We start from the raw sequence: 22,453 nt of genomic DNA on the forward strand, positions 1-22,453 counted from the left end.
CACCCATCCTTACCGACATCCGTCACCATGTCCGAATACTTCGACGCTCTCGAGACGCGCGATCCCGCCGCGCGCGAACAGGCCCTGATGGCCGCGCTGTCGCGCCAGGTCGCGCATGCCAGGACGCACGCGCCGTACTTCGCCGAGGCGCTGCGCGATGTCGATCCGCAGGCGCTGACCACGCGCGAGGCGCTGGCCGCGCTGCCGGTCACGCGCAAGGCGCAGCTCGGAGCGCTGCAGCAGGCCAGCGCTCCGCTCGGCGGGCTCAACGCGACGCCGCTCGGCGCGCTGCGCCATATCTACCAATCGCCGGGGCCGCTGCATGAACCCGACGGCCACGGGCCCGACTGGTGGCGCACCGCGCGCGCGATGTTCGCCGCAGGCTTTCGCCGCGGCGAGCTGGTCTACAACACCTTCTCCTATCACTTCACGCCGGCCGGCATGATGATGGAAACCGGCGCGCACCGGCTGGGCTGCTGCGTGTTCCCGGCCGGCGTCGGCCAGACCGAATCGCAGGTGCAGGCGCTGTCGATGCTGCGGCCCGCGGCCTACGCCGGCACGCCGTCGTTCCTGAAGATCCTGCTCGAACGCGGCGCCGAGCTCGGCCAGCCGTGCAGCCTGGCCAAGGCACTGGTGTCGGGCGAGGCGCTGCCGCCTTCGCTGCGCGCCTGGTTCGTCGAGCGCGGCATCAAGGTGCACCAGATGTACGGCACCGCCGATGTCGGGCTGATCGCCTATGAAAGCGACGGCGGCGACGGCTGGGTGGTCGACGAGGGCGTGCTGGTCGAGATCGTCGAACCGGGCGGCACGCGGCCGATGCCGGAGGGCGAGGTCGGCGAGGTGGTGGTCACGGTGCTGGGCAACGAGGACTATCCGCTGATCCGCTTCGGCACCGGCGATCTGTCCGCGGTCGTGCCGGGCTCGTCGACGACGCCGAGCCCCTGCGGGCGCACCAATATCCGGCTGCGCGGCTGGCTGGGCCGCGCCGACCAGACTACCAAGGTCAAGGGGATGTTCGTCCATCCCGGCCAGATCGGCGAGGTGATGCGCCGCCATCCCGAGCTGCGCGCCGCGCGGCTGGTGGTCACCGGCGCGCCGGGCGCCGACGTGATGACGCTGCATTGCGACGCCACGCGCGACGATCAAGGGCTGGCCGATGCGATCGCCGTGTCGATGCGCGACGTGATGCGGCTCAAGGGCGAGGTGAAGTTCGTGCCGGCCGGTTCCCTGCCGCAAGACGGCAAGGTCATCGAGGACGCGCGCAGCTACGACTGAGCGCGGTAGGCCAAGCGAAGTCAGCGCCGCCGCGGCGGTTCCGGCTCGCTGGACCGCGTGCCCGATGCCGGCCCATAGCCGCCGCGCGGCCGTGTCGGCAGGTACAGCAGATAGGCGGTCGCCACCGCGCCGAGCACCAGCAGCGCAATCGAGAACACCGGCCTGGCGCGCAGCAGCCAGGCCGTGGTCGGCAGCGAGATCCACATCGTTCCGATCGCCAGGATCTTGGCGCGCAGCGGGATGCTGCGATGGCGCTGCCAGTCGTGCACGATCGGCCCGAGCCGGGGATGGCTCATCAGCCAGTCGTGGAAGCGTTCCGAGCCGCGCGCGAAGCAGGCCGCGGCCAGCAGCACGAACGGCGTGGCGGGCAGCACCGGCAGGAAGATGCCGAGCACCGCCAGCACCATGCAGACGATGCCGAGCGTGGCCCAGGCCGCGCGGATGACGCGTTCGCGGCGGCTGCGCCGGACCTCGGCAATGACGACAGGGGGTTTATCCAGCGGGGAATCTCCAGCGGTCTGCGGGGACGACCGCATCCGCGGTGGCGGCGACGGTCAGCAGGTGGCGCACAGGCGCGCCTTGGCCGCATCGTACTCGGCCTTCATCCGCGCGACAATCTCGCCGGCCGACGCGATCGCGTCGATCTGCCCCACGCCCTGGCCCGCGCCCCAGATGTCCTTCCACGCCTTCGCCTTCGAGCTGCCGCTGGAAAAATCCATCTTGCTCTTGTCGGCCTGCGGCAGGTTCTCCGGATCGAGCCCCGAATTGAGGATGCTCTCGCGGATGTAGTTGCCGTGCACGCCGGTGAACAGGTTGGTGTAGACGATGTCCGCGGCGGCCGCATCGGTGATCGAGCGCTTGTACGCTTCGCTGGCATGCGCTTCCTGCGAGGCGATGAAGCGCGTGCCGACATAGGCGAAGTCGGCGCCCATCGCCTGCGCGGCCAGCACCGCGTCGCCGGTGGCGATCGAGCCCGACAGCGCGATCGGGCCGTCGAAGATGCGCCGCACCTCGCCCACCAGCGCGAACGGCGACAGCGTGCCGGCATGCCCGCCGGCACCGGCCGCGACCAGGATCAGGCCGTCGACGCCGGCCTCGATCGCCTTCTCGGCATGGCGCAGGTTGATCACGTCGTGCAGCACGATGCCGCCATAGCTGTGCACCGCGTCGATCATCTCCTTGACCGGCGCGCGCAGCGAGGTGATGAAGATCGGCACCTTGTGCTCGACGCAGACGCGCACGTCCTGCTCCAGCCGCGCATTCGACGCGTGCACGATCTGGTTGACCGCAATGGGCCCGACCGTGGCGTCGGGGTTGGCCGCGCGGAACGCCGCCAGTTCCTGCTGCATCTGCGTCAGCCATTCGTCGAGCAGCTCGGCGGGGCGCGCATTCAGCGCCGGAAACGAACCGACGATGCCGGCCTTGCATTGCGCCAGCACCAGTTCGGGATAGCTGACGATGAACATCGGCGACGCGATCACGGGCAGCGTCAGGTTCTGCAGGACGGCGGGAATCTGTTTGGCGGCGGGCATGGTGTCTCCTGAACCTCGGAAGCGATGCGCGGCATCGGCGTTTTTCTGAACGATCGTTCGATTATAGAAAACTTGCGCGAGGCGACGGTAGCGCAACGGTAGAGGCCCTAGTCTAGCGCCCGGTAATCGGCGATGAACCAAAAAAAAGCCCCGCGTCCGGGGCGGGGCAATTACCACGAAGACTGATACATCGACGGCGGGCACCTGCCAATGCCGGAACCGTCAACGGCATGGTAGAGCGGCAATATGACGATCCGGGGACGACCCGGTGACGTCTCGGTGAAGCGGCAATAGCGTCGGTGCAACGGATTGCGCCCGGACGTGCCTACACCCGCTGCAGCAGCAGACCCTTCAGATATTCGCCCTCGGGGAAGGCCGCCAGCATCGGATGGTCGGTGCCGGCAGACAGCCGCCGCAGGATGCGCGCATCGACGCGCGCGTCGGTGGCGGCGCCGGCCACGATCTTGTGGAACAGCTCCATGCCGATCGCGCCCGAGCATGAATAGGTGAACAGCAGACCGCCTGGCCGCAGCAGCTGCATGCCGACCAGATTGATTTCCTTGTAGGCGCGCGCGGCGCGGTCGATATGCTGGGCCGACGGCGCGAACTTGGGCGGATCCAGCACGATCAGGTCGAACTGCCGGCCCTCGGCGCGGAACTGCCGCAGCGACTTGAACACGTCCGCGTCGAGCCAGGTCGCACGGCCCGCATCGAAGCCGTTCAGCGCGACATTGCCCTCGGCAATCTTCAGCGCCTCGCCCGACGAATCGATCGACACGACCGACGCCGCGCCGCCGCGCAGCGCCGCCAGCGAGAAGCCGCCGGTGTAGCAGAAGCAGTTCAGTACCTCGCGCCCTTCGGCGAGGTCGCCGACCAGCTTGCGGTTGTCGCGCTGGTCGACATAGAAGCCGGTCTTGTGGCCGTTGCGGACATCGACGTAGTAGCGCACGCCGTGTTCGGTGACCGACAGCTCGGGATCGGGCTCGGCGCCGGCCAGCACGCCGGTCACCAGTTCCAGCCCTTCGCGCTCGCGCACCGCGGCGTCGGAGCGCTCGTAGACGTTGGGGCAACCGGTCTCCCTGACCAGTGCCTGCACGATCGCGTCCTTCCACTGCTCGACGCCGGCCGCATTGAACTGGCAGACCAGTTGCGCCTGCTCGGCACCGCGCCCGGCGCCGTAGTAGTCGACCACCAGCCCGGGCAGCCGGTCGGCCTCGCCGAACACCAGCCGTACCGCGTCGCTGTCGCTGACCCACTGGCGGCGATGCGCGACCGCGGCGGCGACGCGGCGCTTGATCAGCGCATGGTCGACCGGCTCGTTCTCGTCGAAGGTCCAGACCCGCGCGCGGATCTGCGAGTGCGGGCTGTAGGCGGCCTTGGCGAGAAAGCGGCCGTCGGCGGCGCGTACGGTGATGGTGGCGCCTGGCTCGGCGCGGCCCTCGACGCGGTCGACGCCGGTCGCATAGATCCAGGGATGGCGGCGCAGCAGGGACTTCTCCTTGCCGGGCTTCAGGGTCAGCGTATTCATGATTCAGGGAAGGGAGGCCGCGCATCGGCGGCCTTCGGGTTCACCGCGCGGTTCGCTCCTCTCCGGCCTGCGGGACATGCCGGAGAGAGGGCACGGTGGAAACGGGACGGTGCAAACGGGGAGGCGCAAGCGGGACGGCGCAAAAGGGACGGTGCAAAAGGGACAGGCTCCGCCGGCCGTAGCCGGCGTCCGCGTCGCGTTACAGCACCACCTTGACCATCGGATGCGCGGTCAGCGCGCGATACAGGTCGTCGAGCTGCTCGCGGCTGGTGACCCAGACCGTCACGGTCAGGCCAAGATAGTTGCCGTTGCGCGACGGGCGCATCTCCATCTTGCCGGCATGAAAGCCCGGGTCGAATTCCTGCACCAGCGTGACGATGGCCTCGGCGAAGCCGTCCTGCATCGCGCCCATCACCTTGATGGGGAAATCGCTCGGGTATTCGATCAGCGAAGGCTGGTCGCGCCCGTTGTCGGTGTTGTCGGCGCTCATGGCGGCGGCCTCCTTGTTGCGTGTTACTTGCGCTTGAACCACAGGCGGATGGTGTCCCAGATGCGGCCGAAGAAGCCGGCCTCCGGCACCTCCTCCAGCGCGACCACCGGGAATTCCGCCACCTTGGTGGTGCCGTCCATCAGCTTGACGGTGCCGACCTGCTGGCCCGCCGAAATCGGCGCCACCAGCAGCTCCTGACGCTCCAGCACCGGCTTCAGACGGCCCGCGGTGCCCTTGGGCACGGTCACGTAGGTCTCGTCGCGGACGCCGATCTTGATCGAGTCGTTCTTGCCCTTGTAGATGTCCGGCGTGGCCAGCACCTGGCCCTTGTCGTAGAGGCGCAGCGTGTCGAAGAACTGGAAGCCGTAGTTCAGCACCTTCAGGCTTTCCTGCGTGCGGACCTGTTCGCTGGTGGTGCCGATCACGATCGAGATCAGCCGGCGCGAGCCATTCGGCACGTTGGCCAGCGGGCGCTTGGCCGAGGAGATCAGGCAGTAGCCCGCCGAGCGGGTGTGGCCGGTCTTGACGCCGTCCACGGTCGAATCGATGTACAGCAGGCGGTTGCGGTTGGGCTGCTTGATCTTGTTATAGGTGAACTCCTTTTGCGAGTACATGCCGTAGTACTCGGGGAAGTCCTGGATCAGGCGCGTCGTCAGGATCGCCAGGTCCGCCGCGGTGGTGTAGTGGTTCGGGTCGGGAATGCCGTCGGTATTCGTGAAATGCGTGCTCTTCATGCCCATGCGCTGGGCCTCGCGGTTCATCATCGCGACAAAGCCTTCCTCCGAGCCGCCGACCGCCTCGGCCAGCGCCAGCGCGGCGTCGTTGCCCGACTGCACGATCAGGCCCATCAGCAGGTCCTGCACCGTGACCGGCTTGTTCGGCTCGATGAACATGCGCGACTCGTCGCTCTTGACCTTCAGCACGAGATTGGTCGGCACCACCGCCTGGTCCAGCGTCAGGCGCTTTTCCTTCAGCGCCTGGAAGGCCAGGTAGGCGGTCATGATCTTGGTCAGCGAAGCCGGCTCGATGCGGGCGTCGGCATTCTGCGAGCCGAGCGCCTGGCCGCTGGTGACGTCATAGAGCATCCACGCCTTGGCTGCCACCTGCGGCATCGGCACGGCCTGCGCGCGCACCGTCAGCGGTGCGCTGGCGAGCGCGAGCACGGCGGCGCTGGCCAGCAGGGTATGGGCGATGCGGTGGGAGAACAGCGGCGAAGCTTGATTGAACATGTTTTCAGGTTCCGACAAGAGAGAAAGGGCAGCGTCGCGCCGCCACGCGGGCGTGGCGGCGGGGCAAGGAGCGGCGGCCACGGATCGCCGTGGCCGCCCGCTCAATGCCCGGGCTCAGCGCTGCCACGCATTGACGACGAGCTGCTTGATCAGGTGCAGCTTGCGATGGAAGAAATGATCGGCGCCGGGAATGACCGTGACCGGCAGTTCCTGCGGCCGCGCCCAGTCGAGCACGCTGGCGAGCGGCACGGTCTCGTCCTGCTCGCCGTGGATCACGATGGTATCGGCGGGCACCTGCGCGACCTGCCAGCGCGAAGCCGCGGTGCCGACCATCGCCAGCCGCTCGGCGGGCGTGCCGGCCTCGGCCAGGCGCCGCGCCACATGGCTGACGACGAAGCTGCCGAACGAGAAGCCGGCCAGCGCCAGCGGCAGCGTGGCCGCGTCGGCGGACCAGTCGCGCTGCTGGCGCATCCACTCGATCACCGCCAGCAGATCGTCCTGCTCGCCCTGGCCGTTGTCGTGCTCGCCGGCGGTGCCGCCGACCCCGCGGAAGTTCGGCCGCACGGTGGCGTAGCCCAGCTGCACGAAGGCGCGCGCCAGCGTCTGCGCGACCTTGTTGTCCTTGGTGCCGCCGAACAGCGGATGCGGATGGCCGACCAGCGCGAGGCCGCGCACCGGGGCGGCCTGCGGCAGGTCGACCGAGACGTCGATCGCGCCGGCGGGACCGGCAACGGTGAGTACCTGGGTATGCGCGTTCATGGCAGGAAGGGCGGAAATCCGGGAACGAAAGCGGGCAGCGGATGGCGGCGGATGCGGCCGAGCGCGGCGCTCAGCGATCCACCATCAGGCGTTCGACCGGCTTGCCGTGGATCAGATGGCTGTCGATGATTTCGTCGATGTCCTGCTCGTCGACGAATGTGTACCAAACGGCCTCCGGGTAGACCACCAGTACCGGACCGAGTTCACAGCGGTTCAGGCAGCCGGCCTTGTTGATCCGCACCCGGCCCTCGCCGCCGGCGATGCCCAGCTCCTTGCAGCGCTTCTTGGCGTATTCCTGCATCGCCTTGGCGTTGTGGTTGGCGCAGCAGTTTTCGCCCGGCTCGCGCTGATTCAGGCAGAAGAAGACGTGGTGCTGGTAGTAGCTGCTCATGCGTGGGAGGGCGCGGCGCGCTCGGCTGGGCCGCGCGCGCGGCTTGGCGCCGGTCGGAACGGTGGGAAGCTCGGAATTATACGGCGAGCCGGGGGCCGTTTCGACCGCATGGCGGCGCCTGCAGCGCGGCGCGATGGCGCGAGTTAGCTATGGGCCACAGAATGCGTCGGCCTGGCGCCCTCGTGGCGAGCGGCGGAGGGGCCGCTGCCGGCTGCGCCTCCCTCATCGCCACATATTGCGCATCCGCGCGGCGAGGTCGACCGCCGGCAGAGAGGCGCGCAGGGGCGCCGCATCGACCGGCGGAGGCGGCGGCCACGCGCGGCTGTGGAAATGCGGCATCACGCGATTGGGCAGGAAGCGCGTGCGCGACGCATACACGTGGCGGTCGCCCATGCCGGGCTGCTGGTGCACGTAGAAGCGCTGCGGCACCACGATGTCGAGATGGTCGCGCGCGCGGGTCATCGCGACATAGAGCAGCCGGCGCTCCTCCTCGATCTCCTCGGTGGTGCCGGTGGCCAGGTCGGAGGGCAGGCAGCCGTCGACCGCGTTCAGCACGTAGACCGCCTTCCACTCCTGGCCCTTGGCCGAATGGATCGTCGACAGGATCAGGTAGTCCTCGTCGCGCAGCGGCACGCCCGATTCGTCGCTGGAGGCGTCGGGCGGGTCCAGCGTCAGCTCGGTCAGGAAGCGTTCGCGCGAGCCGTAGGTCGCGGCGATGCGCGCCAGCTGCTGCAGGTCGGCGGCACGCGCGGCGGCATCGTCGTGCAGCCGCTCCAGATGCGGTTCGTACCAGCGCAGCACGCGCTCGAAGTCGACCGGCCACGCCGCCGCCGGCGCCATCGCCTCGCGCGCCAGCGCGACCAGTTCCGTCCAGGCGTGCGCGGCGGCCGCCGGCGCTTCGAACGATTCGAGCGCGAACAGCGGATCGTTGGCGAGCTCCAGCCCGTCGAGCACGCGCGCCGCGGTCTTCGGTCCGACACCCGGCATCAGCTGCAGCGTGCGAAAGCCCGCCATGCGGTCGCGCGGATTCTCGAGCCAGCGCAGCACCGCGAGCATGTCCTTGACGTGGGTTGACTCCAGGAATTTGAGCCCGCCGAACTTGACGAACGGGATGTTGCGGCGGACCAGCTCCAGTTCGAGCTGCGCGCTGTGGTCGGCGGCGCGGAACAGCACCGCCTGCGCCATCAGCGCCAGCCCTTCCTCGCGCCGCGCCAGGATGCGCTCGACCACGAAGCGCGCCTGCTCGGTCTCGTCGTTGACCACCACCACGCCCGGCTTCTCGGCGCTGGCGCGGTCGGACCACAGGTCCTTGGTAAAGCGCTCGGCGGCCAGCCCGATCACCGCGTTGGCCGCGGCCAGGATCGGCTGCGTCGAGCGGTAGTTGCGCGACAGCGTGACCTGTCCCGCCGGCGGCGAGAAGCGGTGCGGGAAGTCGAGGATATTGCGCACGGTGGCGCCGCGGAACGCGTAGATCGATTGCGCATCGTCGCCGACCACGGTCAGGCCGCGGCCGTCGGGCTTGAGCGACAGCAGGATCGCCGCCTGCAGCGCATTGGTGTCCTGGTATTCGTCGACCAGCACGTGGTCGAAGCGCTCGCCCATGTCGCGCGCCAGCGCCGGCTCGGCCAGCGCCTGCGCCCAGTACAGCAGCAGGTCGTCGTAGTCGAGCACCTGCTGCTTCTGCTTGGCCTCGACATAGCCGGCGAACAGCGTGCGCAGCGCGTCGACCCACATCGCGTAGCGGGGGAACTGCCGCTGCAGCACCTCTTCGAGCGGCAACTGCGTGTTGACCACGCGCGAATAGATCGCCAGGCAGGTTTCCTTCCGGGGGAAGCGCGCGTTCTGCGCCGACAGGCCGAGGTCGTGCCGCACCACGTTGATCAGGTCGGCGGAATCGCCGCGGTCGCTGATCGTGAAGGAGGGCGACAGGCCCAGCGTTTCCGCGTATTCGCGCAGCAGGCGCGCGCCGATCGCGTGGAAGGTGCCGGCCCATTGCAGCGCGGCGCGGCCGGGATTGGCCGACGAGGTGGTGCCGTTGCGGGCGGCGAAGGCCTGGTCGACGATGCGCTCGACACGCCGGCCCATCTCGACCGCGGCGCGCCGAGAGAACGTCAGCAGCAGGATGCGGCGCGGATCGGCGCCGCCCAGCAGCAGATGCGCGACGCGGTGCGCCAGCGTATTGGTCTTGCCCGAGCCTGCGCCGGCGATGATCAGCAGCGGCTGGTCGGTCGGGTGCTCGACCGCTTCACGCTGCTCGGGATTGAGGGCGGCGAGATAGTCGACCGGGTCAGCCGGGTCGGACTGGGCGGCGGCAGGAGCGAGGGCGAGATCGACGGACACGGGGCAGGCGAGGGCGAAAACCGGAAATGTTCGCCGCAGACTGTATATCCATACAGATGTATTGGGCAAGCGGGGGATCGTTGAAGGGGCGAGAAGGGCGCTTTTGCTGTGGTGACGCCCGAGTTGCCCTCTCCCACTGCGCCTCACCGGCAAGCGGGCGAGGGGAGCCAACCGGCAGCCTTGCCGAGTGCCTGCGGGGTTCTCTCTCTTCCGCTTGTCGGAGAGGGTTGGGGAGAGGGGAAGCGGCGCCGGCATACCGCAGCCGCCCCTTCCCTGTCAGCGCATCAAACCGCCTTGCCCAACGCCTGATCCAGCAGCTTGTGCAGGCTGTCCCACTCCGGCTCGCCAACGTAGCGCTTCAGGATGCGGCCGTCCTTGTCCACCACGAAGGTGGTCGGCGTCAGCTGCACGTCGCCGAACGCCTTGGCCGCGGAGCCGTCCGAATCGAGCGCGACCTTGAACGGCAGCTTGCGCGTCTCGGTGAAATTGGTCACATACATCGGCGGGTCATAGCTCATCGCCACGGCGACGAACTCGAGGCCCTTGTCCTTGAACTGCCGATAGGTGCGCACCATGTCAGGCATCTCCTTGACGCAGGTGGTGCAGCTGGTGGCCCAGAAGTTGACCATATAGACCTTGCCCTGCAGCTGCGCGGTGCTGACGCGCTCGCCGGACAGCAGCACGAAGGTCGCCTGCGGCGCTTGCCGCGCCGGGGTCAGCGCGCGGTAGCCGAACCAGCCGAGCAGGACCAGCACCAGCAGGCCCACGATCAGCGGCCAGCGCTTGCGGGCAGAGGCGGGACGTTCCGGTTGGGAGGCGGACGAAGTCATGATGGGCCGACCGAAGGAGGGGAAAACGCCATTCTAGCGCCGCGGCGGCCGATGGCGCCCGAGCGCTGGCGGGGGCGGGCTCAGCGCGCGCCGGCCCCGGCCGCCATCGCGGCGCGCGCGGTATCGAGCGACTGCTCCAGATAGGCGCCGTAGAAGTCCGGCTGCATGCCGCGCAGCGGCGGCGCGGCCGGCCGGCCGCGTCCGTCGAGGAACAGCACCGTCGGCGCGAAGCGGATGCCGTGCTCGCGCGCCCAGGCACGGGCGGTGGTGGCACGGCCGTCGGCATCGCGGATCGGCGTCGCCGCGCTCATGTCGAGCTCGTGCGCGACGAGTTGCCCGGCGGCGGCCTGTGGGCCCAGATAGTTGCGCCGCACCGCCTCGCAATAGCCGCAGTCCGGCAGCGTCACCAGCACCACCAGCGGTTCGCCGCGCCGGCTGGCCGCGCGGGTTTCCGCCGCCAGGTCGCTGACAGCGGGCAGGTGCGCGGGACTCGCCGCCCGTGCCGGCGGGGCGGCTGCGGCGAGGGCCCAGGCGAGCGCCAAGGCGGCCACCGGCATGCCGGCAAGCCACGCCAAGCTCGAGCCCCGAGGCCATGCCGGACCGATGCGGCGAGCTGCGAAGTCGAAAAGCATAATGAAATATCGAGAAGAGAAAGACACTGCGCCAGTGCCTGATCCCCGATAATAGCGGCTTGGCCGCCCCGCTGCCGGGGCGGCGCATGGTCCCTCTTTTTTGGGCCGTCCTTCGTTCACCCGTCCGATCCCGCTTTCGATGTCTCGCCTTTCGTTCCTCCGCCGGCCGGCCCGGTGTTGCGCCGGCCTGGCGGTGGCCGCGCTGCTGGCCTGCTCGCCGCGCTACGACTGGCGGACCATCCAGTCCAACGAGGGCGGGTACGCCGCGCTCTATCCCCGCAAGCCGACCAGCGCCGCGCGCGATGTCGCGATCGCGGGCCGCAAGCTGCCGATGACGATGGAAGCGGCCCGCGTCGACGAGACGCTGTTCGCGGTTGGCGTGGTCACGCTGCCCAGCGACGACGCCGCGCTGCGCGCCGAGGCGCTGTCGGCGATGCAGTCCGGTCTGCTGGCCAATCTGGGCAACGCGCCAATCGAGCCGGTACAGATGCGCGCGGTCACGGTGATGTCGTCGGCCCAGCCGCCGGTGGCGCTGCCGGCCATCGAAATCCGCGTCGCCGCGGTGTCGCCGCAGGACAAGGCGCCGCGCCGGCTGACCGCACGGCTGGTCGCCAAGGGCACCAAGGTCTACCAGGCGGTCGTGCTCGAAGCCGGCGATGCCGCGCGCGACCAGCGCCAGGCCGAGCAGGTCGAGCAGTTCCTGGCCGGCTTCCACCCGTTCTGATGCCTTCCCGTCCCGGTCCGCGCAGCACCCGCATCGGCCTGTCCATGCGCCCATCCGCGCTGCTGCGCCGGGGCGAGGGCGCGCTGGTGTTCGCCTGCTTCGCGGCCGCCTATGTGCTGTCGTACGCGCTGCGCACCATCAACGCGGTGATCGCCCCCGAGCTGATCGCCGACCTGCGGCTGTCGAACGCCGATCTGGGCCTGCTGTCGTCGGCCTATTTCCTCGCCTTCGCCGCGATGCAGCTGCCCGTCGGCCAGTGGCTGGACCGGCGCGGCGTGCGCCGCGTCGAAACGGTGCTGCTGCTGGTCGCGGCGGTGGGCGCGCTGGTGTTCGCGCTGGCCGGCTCGGCGGCGACCTTGTGGCTGGGGCGGGCGCTGATCGGCGCCGGGGTGTCGGCCTGCCTGATGGCTTCCTATACCGCCTATCGCCGCTGGTTTCCGACCGCGAGGCAGAGCCAGCTGTCGGTCTGGATGCTGGTCGCCGGCAGCGGCGGCGCGCTGATGACGACGCTGCCGGTGCAGGCGGTGCTGCCATGGCTGGGCTGGCGCGGCGTGTTCCTGGTGATGGCGGGCCTGCTGCTGGCGTCGGCGCTGGCGCTGTATCGGGGGCTCGCCCGGGTCGAGCGGCGCAGCGCGCGGCTGGCGCGCGGGGGGCAGCCCGTCAGCGCGTCGGCGCAGCCCGCCAATATCGCGGCCGACATCGGAACCGCCGGCGCGACCGGCATGGCGCCGGCGCCCGCGGCGATGGCCGGCGGCTATCGCGCGCTGCTGCGCCACCCCGCCTTCGTCCGCGTGCTGCCCTTCGGGCTGCTGAACCAGGCCGGCTTCATGGCGGTGCAGACGCTGTGGGTCGGCCCCTGGCTGGTCGACGTGCTGGGCTTCGGGCCGGACCGCACCGCGCAGATCCTGTTCCTGTTCAATATCGCGCTGCTGGCCGGCTATCTGCTGCTGGGCTGGCTGGCACCGCGGCGCGCGCGCGACCCGGTCGAATCCGCGCGGCTGGTGATGATCGGCGCCGGGCTGACACTGGTGCTGCAGGCGGCGATCGTCGCCTGGACCGCGCCGGCGGCGTGGCTGCTGTGGCCGCTGCTGGCGATGTGCGCGAGCACGCTGTCGCTGATCCTGAGCACGCTGAGCCTGGCGTTTCCCGCCGAGGTGGCCGGGCGCGCCAATACCACCTACAACCTGCTGGTGTTCGGCGGCAGCTTCCTGATCCAGTGGGGGCTGGGTGTCGCGATCGATCTGTTCCGCGACGCCGGGCTGCCGCAGGCCGACGCCTTCCGCGCGGCATTGGGCGGGCTGCTGGCGCTGCAGCTCGTCGGCTATCTCTGGTATGCGCTGGTGCCGCGGTTGTGGCGGCGCGCGGCCGCCTGAATGCCGCCGGCGTTTCCCATGATCCGGCGGGTTTGAACGGTCCGGGTTTGGAAAGGTCGGGGGTTGGAAAGGTCCGTAGTGTGGATAGGCCCGAAGGTTTGAAGAGATTCGGGCTCAGGAAAAAAACAGGAAGGAGCAAATCATGCGTTGGGAAATCTGGCTCGCCTATTTCGCGGCCTGCTGGGCGATCGCGGTCTCGCCGGGCTCTGGGGCCGTGCTGTCGATGAGCCACGGACTGTCCTATGGGCTGCGCAGGACCACCACGACGATCCTAGGACTGCAGACCGGGCTGCTGATCGTGCTGCTGGTCGCCGGCGGCGGGCTCGGCGCGCTGCTGATCGCGTCCGAACATGCGTTCGCCGCGGTCAAGACGGTGGGCGCGCTGTATCTGATCTATCTGGGCGTGCAGCAATGGCGCGCGCGCGTCGAGCAGGAGCCGGGCGGCGCGAACGGCGAGGGCGAGGCGCCGGGCGGCATCCGCGTGGCCGCGATGAGTCCGCGCCGGCGGTTCGCCACCGGCCTGCTGACCAATGTCACCAATCCGAAGGGCATCGTCTTCATGGTCGCGGTGCTGCCGCAGTTCATCGATGCGGGCCGGCCGCTGGCGCCGCAGCTGGCAATCCTGGCCGTGACGATGTGCGCGGTCGACCTGATCGTGATGCACGGCTACGCGCTGCTGGCCTCGCGCATGCAAGGGCTGTTCCGCGATGCGCGCGCGATGCGCTGGCAGAACCGCGTGTTCGGCAGCGTGCTGATGGCGGTCGGCGCGGCGCTGTTCTTCGTGCGGCGCCAGCCGGGCTGAACGCCGTCGGACCGCGCCGGCTGGCGATCCCCCGGCCGGTTTGCTTCAATGGTGGTTACCTCGCCCCTGGAGCCGACCGATGCCGCGCCGTGCCGACCATATCGACCATACCGTTCCGCCAATAGAAGACCCGCCGCCGCCTGGCGTGCCGCCCGATCACCCGCCGATCGAGGAGGAGCCGGAACCGCCGGGCGAGCCGCCTGAAGCGCGACTTCCGGCTTGATGTACCGCAATGCGCCGCCACCGCGCCGGTTCACTCCCTCTCCCACATGTGGGAGAGGAGCGGGGAGAGGGCAAGGGCGATTGAATGACCGGCGGCGTCGATAGGGCGACCGCCCGTTCCCTCTCCCCCGACCCTCTCCCGCCAGCGGGAGAGGGCAGCCGATGGCGGCCCTGAGCCATTAAACCGGGCGCAATACCCGCCGATACTGCACGGCCTCCGCGGCGTGCGCCGTGCCGATGAAATCCGCGCCGCCCAGGTCCGCAATGGTCCGCGCGACCTTCAGCACGCGAAAGTACGAACGCGCCGACCAGCCCAGCCGTGCCATCGCGGCGCGCAGCAGCCCCTGCGCCTGCTCGTCGAGCGGGCAATGCCGCTCGATCTCCTGTCCCGCCAGTTCCCCGTTGGGTTTGCCCTGCCGTTCGAGCTGCCGCGCCCGGGCGGCCAGCACGCGCGCGCGGATCGCCGCGCTGTCCTCGCCGGGCGGGCCATCCAGCGTGTCCTGCTGGCTTTGCGCCGGCACTTCGATCTGCAGATCGATCCGGTCCAGCAGCGGCCCGGACAGCCGCGACTGGTAGCGCAGCACCTGGTCGGGCGTACAGCGGCAGGCGCGGGCCGGATGGCCCTGGTAGCCGCAGGGGCAGGGGTTCATCGCCGCGACGAACTGGAAGCGTGCCGGGAAGTCGGCCTGCCGGCCCGCACGCGAGATCGTGATGCGGCCCGACTCCAGCGGCTCGCGCAGGACCTCCAGCACGCGCCGCTCGAACTCGGGCAACTCGTCGAGGAACAGCACGCCGTGATGCGCCAGCGAAATCTCGCCGGGGCGCGGATCGCCGCCACCGCCGACCATCGCGGCCGCCGAGGCGGTATGGTGGGGCGAGCGGAACGGCCGGCGGCCCCAGCGCTCGGTGTGGAAGCCGGCGCCGGTCAGGCTCAGCACCGCGGCCGATTCGAGCGCCTCCTGCAGCGTCATCGGCGGCAGCAGCCCGGGAAAGCGCTGCGCCAGCATCGACTTGCCGGTGCCGGGCGGCCCGATCAGCAAGGCGGAGTGCTGGCCCGCGGCCGCCACCTCCATCGCGCGGCGCGCCTGCCCCTGGCCGCGGACGTCGCGCATGTCCGGCATGCCGGCGGGCGAACCGGCCAAGGGTGCCGTCGCTCCGGGCCGGGCCCGCGCCAGCGGCGGGCCGGTGCGGGCCAGGTGCGCGCAGACCTCGGGCAGCGAGGCGGCCGCCAGCACCGTGACCGACTCGACCAGCGCGGCCTCGGCGCCGTTGCCGGCCGCGACCACGAAGGCGCGAGCGGCGGCGCTGGCATTGGTCCCTGTCCCAGCTCTTGCTGCTGCTCCGGCTGCGGCTGCGGCTCCGGCTCCGGCCGCCTGCTCGCGCGCCAGTCCCATCGCCATCGCCAGCGCGCCGCGCACCGGCCGCAGCATGCCCGACAGCGACAGCTCGGCGGCGAACTCGTAGCCGTCCAGCGCCGGCGCCGGGATCTGCCCGCTGGCGGCGAGGATGCCGAGCGCGATCGCCAGGTCGAAGCGGCCCGATTCCTTGGGCAGATCGGCGGGCGCCAGATTGACCGTGATGCGGCGGTTCGGAAATTCGAAGCCGCAGTTCAGGATCGCCGCGCGTACGCGCTCGCGGCTCTCGCGCACCTCTGTCTCCGCGAGACCGACGATGGCGAAGGCCGGCAGGCCATTGGCCAGATGGATTTCGACCGAGACCGGCGGCGCGTCGATGCCGGTCAGCGCGCGGCTGCGCAGGACGGCGAGGTGCATGGGAAGGGACCAGGAGAGGGTTGGACGAAGCGGATGGAAGGCGCAAGCCGGGGGAACGATCCGGCATGCCGGCGGGCATCTCGCCGCGCGCATTGCCGTGCATGTCGCAGATCTATTAACGCCGCCGTAAACGCAGAAGGCCGCCGGTTGCCCGGCGGCCTTCGCGTGACGTGGGTCTGGCGCGCTCAGCCAGCCAGCCCCGGGTTCGTCGGCCCGGTGCCCGGTTCCGGCGTGGTCGAGCCCGGCACCGAAGTGGCCGAGACCGTGGTGCCGACGCCGGCGGTGCCGACCGTGGCCGGCCCCGCTGCGCCCATGCCGGCGCGCCGTTCCAGCTCGGCGACACGCATCTCCAGTTCCTCCAGCCGCGCACGCGTGCGGGCCAGCACCTGCGACTGCACGTCGAATTCCTCGCGCGTGACCAGATCGAGCTTGGCAAAGCCCTGGGTCATCATGCTGCGGACGTTCTTCTCGATGTCCTTGGCGGGCGAATTGCGCAGGACCTCGCTGACCTTGCTCTGCAGGTCGTTGAAGAGATCGGTGGGTTTCATCGGTTTCTCCTTTGCACCGTGAGGGTGCATCGATCGGGGGCGGCGGGGGCGGCCGGATGGGTGCGTCTGCACGTTATCGGTGCAGTGCGCGCCCGTGGCGGCGGCCGGCACCAGCCGGTGGCATGGGCCGATTATGGCCCGTGAAGCGCGCCGGGGAAAGCGGCCCGGACCTGCCGGACACAGCATTTAACCCGGCATGGCCCGCCCCGCCCCGTGTTGCGGGCTTTCCGAAGGCAGATGGAAACCGGCTTTCATTCGCTGTCCCTTGCGCGTGGGAAGCGCCGTCCATGCGCACCCGGGCGCCGGCGGCTCCTGGCATGGCAGTTGCAGTATCCGCCTGACAAAGAAGTCCCGAGCCCAAGGAAAAGGAGAAGAAATCCATGAAGACGCTGGCCCTCGCCATCGGCGCGCTGACGCTGTGCGGTTCCGCCACCACCGCGCTGGCGCAGAGCGCGCCCGCGACCGCCGAAGCGGCCTCGCCGCATACGTTCACGGCGAACGTGACGCTGGCCTCCGAATACCGCTACCGCGGGATCATGCAGACCAACCGGCGGCCGGCGATCCAGGGCGGCTTCGACTACAGCCATGCGAGCGGCTTCTACGCGGGCAACTGGAACTCGAGCATCAGCTGGCTGAACGACAGCAACGACGAGGTGTCGGCGCCGATCGAGATGGACTTCTACGCCGGCTTCAAGAACACCTTCGGCGACGGCAAGTGGAACTACGACGTCGGCGTGCTGCAGTACTACTACCCCGGCGACTATCCGGCCAACTTCACGCGGCCGTACACCACCGAGCTGTACGCGGGCATCGGCTATGGCCCGGTGTTCCTGAAGTACTCGTACGCGCCGACCAACCTGTTCGGCTTCTACGACAGCAAGAACAGCTGGTACGTCGACCTGTCGGCCAACGTGCCGCTCGAGTTCTGGGGCCTGACGCTGAACGCGCACGTCGGCTATCAGAAGGTGCAGAACGTGGCGGACGCCTCGTACACCGACTGGAAGCTCGGCCTGACCAAGGACCTGGGCAACGGCTTCTCGGCCGCCGTCTCGTACATCGACACCAATGCCAAGCGCGGCGTCTACACCAACACCTCTGGCCGCTACATGGGCAAGGCCACGGTGGTTGCCACGCTCACCAAGACTTTCTAATTCACGGTCAGCACGGGCGCGCCCCGGCCGCAACGGGGCCGCGCTCTCAGGAGAACACGGATGAAACTGATCATCGCCGTCATCAAGCCGTTCAAGCTCGACGAAGTGCGTGAAGCGCTGTCGGACGTGGGCGTGTCCGGCATCACCGTCACCGAGGTCAAGGGCTTCGGCCGGCAGAAGGGCCATACCGAGCTGTACCGCGGCGCCGAATACATCGTCGACTTCCTGCCCAAGGTCAAGATCGAGGTCGCGGTGCCCGACGACGTGGTCGACCGCGCGATCGAGGCGATCGAGAAGTCGGCCCGCACCGGCAAGATCGGCGACGGCAAGATCTTCGTCGCGCCGATCGAGCAGGTCATCCGGATCCGTACCGGGGAGACCGGCGGCGACGCGCTGTAACGGCACGCCGACGCCAACAAACGAGCCATACAAGAGCGACAAGAGGGTATTCAGATGACTAGCTGGTTCAAACGATTCCTGACTGCCGGCGCGATGGCGCTGGCGCTGGGCACGGCGGGCATGGCCCTGTCGGGCCCGGCCGCGGCGCAGGACAAGCCCGCGGCCGAGGCTTCGGCCGCCGTCACGGCGCCTGCCGCCCCGGCTGCCGCCACCGCCGCGCCCGCCGCCGCTGCGGCCCCGGCGCCTGCCGCGGAAGCCGCGGCGCCGGCCGCCGCGCCGACCCCGGACAAGGGCGACGTGGCCTGGCTGCTGATGTCCACGGCCTTCGTGATCCTGATGACGCTGCCGGGCCTGGCGCTGTTCTACGGCGGCCTGGTCCGCTCGAAGAACATGCTGTCGGTGCTGATGCAGTGCCTGGTGATCTTCTCGCTGGTCGCGCTGCTGTGGGCCATCTACGGCTACAGCTTCGCCTTTACCGAGGGCAACGCCTTCTTCGGCGGCACCGACCGGCTGTTCATGAAGGGCCTGACGCCGGAAGCGGTCACGGCGACCTTCAGCAAGGGCGTGGTGATTCCGGAGCTGGGCTTCTTCGCGTTCCAGTGCGCCTTCGCCGCGATCACCTGCAGCCTGATCATCGGCGCCTTCGCCGAGCGGGCCCGCTTCTCGGCGGTGCTGGTGTTCATCGTGCTGTGGTTCACCTTCGCCTATATCCCGATGGCGCATATGGTCTGGTTCTGGCCGGGTCCGGACGCGTACACCGATGCGGCGGCGGCCGAAGCGGCCACGGCCAAGGCCGGCTGGCTGTTCCAGAAGGGGGCGCTCGACTACGCCGGCGGTACCGTCGTCCATATCAACGCCGCGGTGGCGGGCCTGGTCGGTGCCTACATGTTCGGCAAGCGGATCGGCTTCGGCCGCGAGGCGCTGCGCCCGCACAGCCTGACCTTCACCATGGTCGGCGCCTCGCTGCTGTGGTTCGGCTGGTTCGGCTTCAACGCCGGCTCGGGCCTGGAAGCGACCGGCGGTGCCGCGCTGGCCTTCGTCAACACGCTGCTGGCGACCTGCGCCGCGGTGCTGGCGTGGACCTTCGGCGAGTGGATCACCAAGGGCAAGCCGTCGATGCTGGGCGGCGCCTCCGGCGCGGTCGCCGGCCTGGTGGCGATCACCCCGGCCGCCGGCTTCGTCGGCCCGATGGGCTCGATCGTGATGGGCCTGGTGGCCGGCCTGCTGTGCCTGTGGGGTGTGACCGGCCTGAAGCGGATGCTCGGTGCGGACGACTCGCTGGACGTGTTCGGCGTGCATGGCGTCGGCGGCATCGCCGGCGCGATCCTGACCGGCGTGTTCGCGGCGCCGAGCCTGGGCGGCGTGGGCATCTACGACTACGTGGCCAACAAGGTGTCGGACGAGTATTCGATCGCCCACCAGGTCTGGGTGCAGACCGAGGGCGTGCTGACCACCGTGGTGTGGTCGGCGGTGGTGGCCTTCGTCGCCTTCAAGCTGGTGGACCTGCTGATCGGCCTGCGCGTGCCTGAGGACGAGGAGCGCGAAGGCCTGGACATCACCTCGCACGGCGAGACCGCGTACGAGGGCTGATCCAAACGAACGCGCGATGCGGGGTCCCACGGCCTGCCGCCCCCGCATCGCCCACGGTGTTGTGCTGGAGAGCTGATTGGGAATCTTCTCTCAGGAGTTTTGCCCGGCCGCGTGCCGGGCTTTTTTATGGGCGGGCGCCGGCAAGGCCAGTGCCGGCGCGGCTTGCCGGCAGCAGGCAAGCACTGTTCGCCATCCGCTTAAATCGGAATTCAAAATCCTTCATTTGTGTAAAGGACAGCACCCGCATAGAGTGCAGGTGAGGCAGTTTCCTCCACCTGCAGAACGCTCCCCGTATCTGTCAGGCCACTTGAAACGCGGCGATGCCGCGTTTTTTTTTGCCGTGCCGGCGCGCGCTTCGCGCCCTTTGAATTCGGCGCTCCATCCCCATATCGTTAGCCCAAGGCGAAACGGCGCGGACATTTTGCCGTTCCGCCGGCATTGGCATGCCATCTGCATGCAATTGGCCGTTCCTCTACAATCGGGGCGGACGATAAAGACGATCAATAGGATGGATATGGTCCCGCACCTCATCACCGCGCTGAACGGCCCGCTGCTCGAACTGGAAAAGAAGATACTGGACGCGACCCCGTCCATCGAGCGGTGGTTCCGTCTGGAATGGCAGGAGCATACCCCTCCGTTCTACTGTTCGGTCGATCTGCGCAACGCCGGCTTCAAGCTGGCCCCGGTCGATACCAATCTGTTCCCCGGCGGTTTCAACAATCTGGCCCCCGAAATGTTGCCGCTGGCGGTGCAGGCGGCGATGGCGGCGATCGAGAAGATCTGCCCGGATGCCAAGAACCTGCTGCTGATTCCCGAGCGCCATACCCGCAATATGTTCTATCTGCAGAACGTGGCGCGGCTGTCGCTGATCATGCGCCAGGCCGGTCTCAATGTCCGGCTCGGCTCGCTGTCCGAGGACATCACCGAACCGACCCCGATCGAGCTGCCCGACGGCCAGACGCTGGTGGTCGAGCCGCTGACCCGGCTGGGCACCAAGGACCGCCGGCTGGGGCTCAAGGACTTCGATCCCTGTTCGATCCTGCTGAACAACGACCTGTCGGCCGGCGTGCCGCCGATCCTCGAGAACATCAACGAGCAATACGTGCTGCCGCCCCTGCACGCGGGCTGGTCCACGCGGCGCAAGTCCTCGCACTTCTCGGCCTACGACGAGGTCGCCAAGAAGTTCGCCAAGCTGATCGACATCGACCAGTGGATGATCAATCCGTATTTCGCCAAGGTCGGCGGCATCGACTTCCATGAGCGGGTCGGCGAGGAAGCCTTGGCCGACGCGGTCGAGGGCGTGCTCAAGAAGATCGCCAAGAAGTACCGCGAATACGGCATCAAGGAAACGCCGTACGTGGTGGTCAAGGCCGATGCCGGCACCTACGGCATGGGCGTGATGACGGTGCGCGATCCGGCGGAGGTCAAGGGCCTGAACCGCAAGGAACGCAACAAGATGAGCGTCGTCAAGGAAGGCCTCGAGGTCAACGACGTGATCATCCAGGAAGGCGTGCATACCTTCGAGAAGGTCAACGAGGCGGTGGCCGAGCCGGTGGTCTACATGATCGACCGCTACGTCGTTGGCGGCTTCTACCGGGTCCATACCGGCCGCGGGGTCGACGAGAATCTGAATGCGCCGGGCATGCATTTCGTGCCGCTGGCGTTCGCGCCCAACAGCATCCCGGACACGCATGCGAAGCCGGGCGCGGCGGTGCCGAACCGGTTCTACATGTATGGCGTGGTGGCGCGGCTCGCGCTGCTGGCGGCCTCGGTGGAACTGGAGAAGACCGATCCCAATCCGATCCTCTGATCCGCCGACCGGCACGACCACGGGCTACCAACCGGACACGCCAGCATGCGCATTCTGTTCATTACCGATCCGCTCGAGACCTTCAAGACCTACAAGGACTCCACCTACGCGATGATGGTCGAGGCCGCCTCGCGCGGCCACGAGCTGTTCTTCTGCCTGCAGTCGCAGCTGTCGCTGGTCGGCGGCGCGGTGGAGGCGGTCGCGCAGCGGCTGCATCTGCTCGATGCCGGGAAGGAGCATGACCACGGCCATGGCCACACCGCCTGGTTCCGCCTCGATGCGCCGGCCGCGATGCCGGTGCCGGCCTTCGACGCGGTGCTGATGCGCAAGGACCCGCCGTTCGACATGGAATACGTGACCAGCACCTGGCTGCTGGAGCTGGCCGAGTCGCAGGGCGCCAACGTCTTCAACAAGCCGCAGGCGATCCGCGACCATTCCGAGAAGGTTGCGATCGCCCAGTTCCCGCAGTTCATCGCGCCGACGCTGGTCACGCGCGACGCGGCGCGCATCCGCGCCTTCCATGCCCAGCATCGCGACATCATCGTCAAGCCGCTGGACGGCATGGGGGGCATGGGCGTGTTCCGCGTCGGCGCCGACGGCATGAACCTGGGCGCGATCATCGAGACGCTGGGCGCGAACGGCGTGCGCACGCTGATGGCGCAGCGCTATATCCCGGAGATCAAGGACGGCGACAAGCGCATCCTGCTGATCGGCGGCGAGCCGGTGCCGTACTCGCTGGCGCGCGTGCCGATGGCCGGCGAGGTGCGCGGCAACCTGGCGGCGGGCGGCACCGGCCGTGCGCAGCCGCTGTCCGAGCGCGACCGCGAGATCGCGCAGACGCTCGCGCCGGTGCTGTGGCAGCGCGGCCTGCTGCTGGTGGGCCTCGACGCGATCGGCGACTACCTGACCGAGGTCAACGTGACCAGCCCGACCTGCTTCCAGGAGATCATGCAGCAGACCGGCTTCCCGGTGGCCGGCATGTTCATCGACGCGCTGGAACGGGCGGTCGCTGCGCGCGCGGCCCGGAAGGGGAGCTGAGCGCGGGCGCCGGACCGC

Annotated in this window: 20 protein-coding genes and 1 pseudogene; 9 read left to right on the forward strand and 12 right to left on the reverse strand. The window is 69.1% G+C overall.

Annotated elements, in window-relative coordinates; all coding sequences use genetic code 11:
- Nucleotides 1–27 precede the first annotated feature (27 nt).
- Nucleotides 28–1,275, forward strand: a complete 1,248-nt coding sequence (locus FOB47_RS11480; protein ID WP_174781136.1) for a phenylacetate--CoA ligase family protein — start codon at nucleotides 28–30, stop codon at nucleotides 1,273–1,275.
- Nucleotides 1,276–1,295: 20 nt separating this feature from the next.
- Here the strand turns inward: FOB47_RS11480 and FOB47_RS11485 are convergent, their stop codons facing one another.
- The 10 genes from FOB47_RS11485 to FOB47_RS11530 form a co-directional block, all read right to left on the reverse strand.
- Nucleotides 1,296–1,811 (reverse strand): YbaN family protein, encoded by a 516-nt coding sequence (locus tag FOB47_RS11485; RefSeq protein ID WP_226994818.1) that lies wholly within the window; start codon nucleotides 1,809–1,811, stop codon nucleotides 1,296–1,298.
- Nucleotides 1,812–1,829: 18 nt separating this feature from the next.
- Complete coding sequence (locus FOB47_RS11490; protein WP_174781137.1) at nucleotides 1,830–2,807, reverse strand: NAD(P)H-dependent flavin oxidoreductase; 978 nt, start codon at nucleotides 2,805–2,807, stop codon at nucleotides 1,830–1,832.
- A gap of 325 nt (nucleotides 2,808–3,132) precedes the next feature.
- Nucleotides 3,133–4,335, reverse strand: coding sequence for a class I SAM-dependent rRNA methyltransferase (locus FOB47_RS11495; protein WP_053820986.1), 1,203 nt, complete (start codon nucleotides 4,333–4,335; stop codon nucleotides 3,133–3,135).
- A gap of 199 nt (nucleotides 4,336–4,534) precedes the next feature.
- The gene (locus FOB47_RS11500) at nucleotides 4,535–4,825 is read right to left on the reverse strand and encodes a DUF493 family protein (RefSeq protein WP_053820987.1); all 291 of its coding nucleotides are present in this window, start codon (nucleotides 4,823–4,825) and stop codon (nucleotides 4,535–4,537) included.
- Nucleotides 4,826–4,848: 23 nt separating this feature from the next.
- Nucleotides 4,849–6,054 (reverse strand): D-alanyl-D-alanine carboxypeptidase family protein, encoded by a 1,206-nt coding sequence (locus FOB47_RS11505; protein ID WP_174781138.1) that lies wholly within the window; start codon nucleotides 6,052–6,054, stop codon nucleotides 4,849–4,851.
- A 114-nt stretch (nucleotides 6,055–6,168) separates the two neighbouring features.
- Nucleotides 6,169–6,813, reverse strand: coding sequence for an alpha/beta hydrolase (locus FOB47_RS11510; protein WP_053820989.1), 645 nt, complete (start codon nucleotides 6,811–6,813; stop codon nucleotides 6,169–6,171).
- A gap of 70 nt (nucleotides 6,814–6,883) precedes the next feature.
- Complete coding sequence (locus FOB47_RS11515) at nucleotides 6,884–7,204, reverse strand: (2Fe-2S) ferredoxin domain-containing protein (protein ID WP_006578238.1); 321 nt, start codon at nucleotides 7,202–7,204, stop codon at nucleotides 6,884–6,886.
- Between the two features lie 222 nt (nucleotides 7,205–7,426).
- On the reverse strand, nucleotides 7,427–9,544 hold the full coding sequence (locus FOB47_RS11520) for an ATP-dependent helicase (RefSeq protein WP_244959404.1): 2,118 nt from the start codon (nucleotides 9,542–9,544) through the stop codon (nucleotides 7,427–7,429).
- Nucleotides 9,545–9,828: 284 nt separating this feature from the next.
- Nucleotides 9,829–10,374 (reverse strand): TlpA disulfide reductase family protein, encoded by a 546-nt coding sequence (locus FOB47_RS11525; RefSeq protein ID WP_174781140.1) that lies wholly within the window; start codon nucleotides 10,372–10,374, stop codon nucleotides 9,829–9,831.
- Nucleotides 10,375–10,454: 80 nt separating this feature from the next.
- Nucleotides 10,455–10,931: a thioredoxin fold domain-containing protein gene (locus tag FOB47_RS11530; protein WP_174782400.1), complete on the reverse strand. Its 477-nt coding sequence runs from the start codon at nucleotides 10,929–10,931 to the stop codon at nucleotides 10,455–10,457.
- A gap of 214 nt (nucleotides 10,932–11,145) precedes the next feature.
- On the opposite strand from FOB47_RS11530, the gene FOB47_RS11535 reads away from it, so the two are divergent.
- The 3 genes from FOB47_RS11535 to FOB47_RS11545 all read left to right on the forward strand — a co-directional run bounded on the left by FOB47_RS11535 (nucleotide 11,146) and on the right by FOB47_RS11545 (nucleotide 13,905).
- The gene (locus FOB47_RS11535) at nucleotides 11,146–11,730 is read left to right on the forward strand and encodes a hypothetical protein (protein ID WP_174781141.1); all 585 of its coding nucleotides are present in this window, start codon (nucleotides 11,146–11,148) and stop codon (nucleotides 11,728–11,730) included.
- Entirely contained in the window at nucleotides 11,730–13,103 is a 1,374-nt protein-coding gene (locus tag FOB47_RS11540) for an MFS transporter (RefSeq protein WP_053820993.1), read from the forward strand. Before FOB47_RS11535 ends, FOB47_RS11540 begins: the two co-directional genes overlap by 1 nt.
- 142 nt (nucleotides 13,104–13,245) lie before the next feature.
- The gene (locus FOB47_RS11545) at nucleotides 13,246–13,905 is read left to right on the forward strand and encodes a LysE family transporter (protein ID WP_174781142.1); all 660 of its coding nucleotides are present in this window, start codon (nucleotides 13,246–13,248) and stop codon (nucleotides 13,903–13,905) included.
- Nucleotides 13,906–14,306: 401 nt separating this feature from the next.
- Here FOB47_RS11545 and FOB47_RS11550 read toward each other — a convergent pair whose 3' ends face one another.
- Together FOB47_RS11550 and FOB47_RS11555 are read right to left on the reverse strand one after the other, a co-directional pair.
- Complete coding sequence (locus FOB47_RS11550) at nucleotides 14,307–15,899, reverse strand: YifB family Mg chelatase-like AAA ATPase (RefSeq protein ID WP_174781143.1); 1,593 nt, start codon at nucleotides 15,897–15,899, stop codon at nucleotides 14,307–14,309.
- Between the two features lie 293 nt (nucleotides 15,900–16,192).
- Nucleotides 16,193–16,447 (reverse strand): annotated as a pseudogene (locus FOB47_RS11555) (accessory factor UbiK family protein); the annotation flags it as partial.
- Nucleotides 16,448–16,827: 380 nt separating this feature from the next.
- On the opposite strand from FOB47_RS11555, the gene FOB47_RS11560 reads away from it, so the two are divergent.
- The 5 genes from FOB47_RS11560 (at nucleotide 16,828) to gshB (ending at nucleotide 22,435) form a co-directional block, all read left to right on the forward strand.
- Entirely contained in the window at nucleotides 16,828–17,598 is a 771-nt protein-coding gene (locus tag FOB47_RS11560) for a TorF family putative porin (protein WP_174781144.1), read from the forward strand.
- Nucleotides 17,599–17,658: 60 nt separating this feature from the next.
- Nucleotides 17,659–17,997, forward strand: coding sequence for a P-II family nitrogen regulator (locus tag FOB47_RS11565; protein WP_006159494.1), 339 nt, complete (start codon nucleotides 17,659–17,661; stop codon nucleotides 17,995–17,997).
- Nucleotides 17,998–18,051: 54 nt separating this feature from the next.
- The gene (gene amt, locus FOB47_RS11570) at nucleotides 18,052–19,587 is read left to right on the forward strand and encodes an ammonium transporter (RefSeq protein ID WP_174781145.1); all 1,536 of its coding nucleotides are present in this window, start codon (nucleotides 18,052–18,054) and stop codon (nucleotides 19,585–19,587) included.
- Nucleotides 19,588–20,101: 514 nt separating this feature from the next.
- A complete protein-coding gene (gene gshA / locus FOB47_RS11575) occupies nucleotides 20,102–21,397 on the forward strand; it encodes a glutamate--cysteine ligase (RefSeq protein WP_053822960.1) in 1,296 nt (431 codons plus the stop codon).
- A 45-nt stretch (nucleotides 21,398–21,442) separates the two neighbouring features.
- Nucleotides 21,443–22,435, forward strand: a complete 993-nt coding sequence (gene gshB / locus FOB47_RS11580) for a glutathione synthase (RefSeq protein WP_174781146.1) — start codon at nucleotides 21,443–21,445, stop codon at nucleotides 22,433–22,435.
- Nucleotides 22,436–22,453 lie beyond the last annotated feature (18 nt).

Origin of the sequence: Cupriavidus gilardii (genome assembly GCF_013347325.1) — a bacterium.
GTDB lineage: Bacteria > Pseudomonadota > Gammaproteobacteria > Burkholderiales > Burkholderiaceae > Cupriavidus > Cupriavidus gilardii.

Excerpts from the sequence above, each read along its gene's own strand:
- FOB47_RS11480 (WP_174781136.1), top strand. The coding sequence starts at position 28 with ATGTCCGAATACTTCGACGCTCTCGAGACGCGCGATCCCGCCGCGCGC.
- FOB47_RS11485 (WP_226994818.1), bottom strand. The coding sequence starts at position 1,811 with ATGCGGTCGTCCCCGCAGACCGCTGGAGATTCCCCGCTGGATAAACCC.
- FOB47_RS11490 (WP_174781137.1), bottom strand. The coding sequence starts at position 2,807 with ATGCCCGCCGCCAAACAGATTCCCGCCGTCCTGCAGAACCTGACGCTG.
- FOB47_RS11495 (WP_053820986.1), bottom strand. The coding sequence starts at position 4,335 with ATGAATACGCTGACCCTGAAGCCCGGCAAGGAGAAGTCCCTGCTGCGC.
- FOB47_RS11500 (WP_053820987.1), bottom strand. The coding sequence starts at position 4,825 with ATGAGCGCCGACAACACCGACAACGGGCGCGACCAGCCTTCGCTGATC.
- FOB47_RS11505 (WP_174781138.1), bottom strand. The coding sequence starts at position 6,054 with ATGTTCAATCAAGCTTCGCCGCTGTTCTCCCACCGCATCGCCCATACC.
- FOB47_RS11510 (WP_053820989.1), bottom strand. The coding sequence starts at position 6,813 with ATGAACGCGCATACCCAGGTACTCACCGTTGCCGGTCCCGCCGGCGCG.
- FOB47_RS11515 (WP_006578238.1), bottom strand. The coding sequence starts at position 7,204 with ATGAGCAGCTACTACCAGCACCACGTCTTCTTCTGCCTGAATCAGCGC.
- FOB47_RS11525 (WP_174781140.1), bottom strand. The coding sequence starts at position 10,374 with ATGACTTCGTCCGCCTCCCAACCGGAACGTCCCGCCTCTGCCCGCAAG.
- FOB47_RS11530 (WP_174782400.1), bottom strand. The coding sequence starts at position 10,931 with ATGCCGGTGGCCGCCTTGGCGCTCGCCTGGGCCCTCGCCGCAGCCGCC.
- FOB47_RS11535 (WP_174781141.1), top strand. The coding sequence starts at position 11,146 with ATGTCTCGCCTTTCGTTCCTCCGCCGGCCGGCCCGGTGTTGCGCCGGC.
- FOB47_RS11540 (WP_053820993.1), top strand. The coding sequence starts at position 11,730 with ATGCCTTCCCGTCCCGGTCCGCGCAGCACCCGCATCGGCCTGTCCATG.
- FOB47_RS11545 (WP_174781142.1), top strand. The coding sequence starts at position 13,246 with ATGCGTTGGGAAATCTGGCTCGCCTATTTCGCGGCCTGCTGGGCGATC.
- FOB47_RS11550 (WP_174781143.1), bottom strand. The coding sequence starts at position 15,899 with ATGCACCTCGCCGTCCTGCGCAGCCGCGCGCTGACCGGCATCGACGCG.
- FOB47_RS11560 (WP_174781144.1), top strand. The coding sequence starts at position 16,828 with ATGAAGACGCTGGCCCTCGCCATCGGCGCGCTGACGCTGTGCGGTTCC.
- FOB47_RS11565 (WP_006159494.1), top strand. The coding sequence starts at position 17,659 with ATGAAACTGATCATCGCCGTCATCAAGCCGTTCAAGCTCGACGAAGTG.
- amt (WP_174781145.1), top strand. The coding sequence starts at position 18,052 with ATGACTAGCTGGTTCAAACGATTCCTGACTGCCGGCGCGATGGCGCTG.
- gshA (WP_053822960.1), top strand. The coding sequence starts at position 20,102 with ATGGTCCCGCACCTCATCACCGCGCTGAACGGCCCGCTGCTCGAACTG.
- gshB (WP_174781146.1), top strand. The coding sequence starts at position 21,443 with ATGCGCATTCTGTTCATTACCGATCCGCTCGAGACCTTCAAGACCTAC.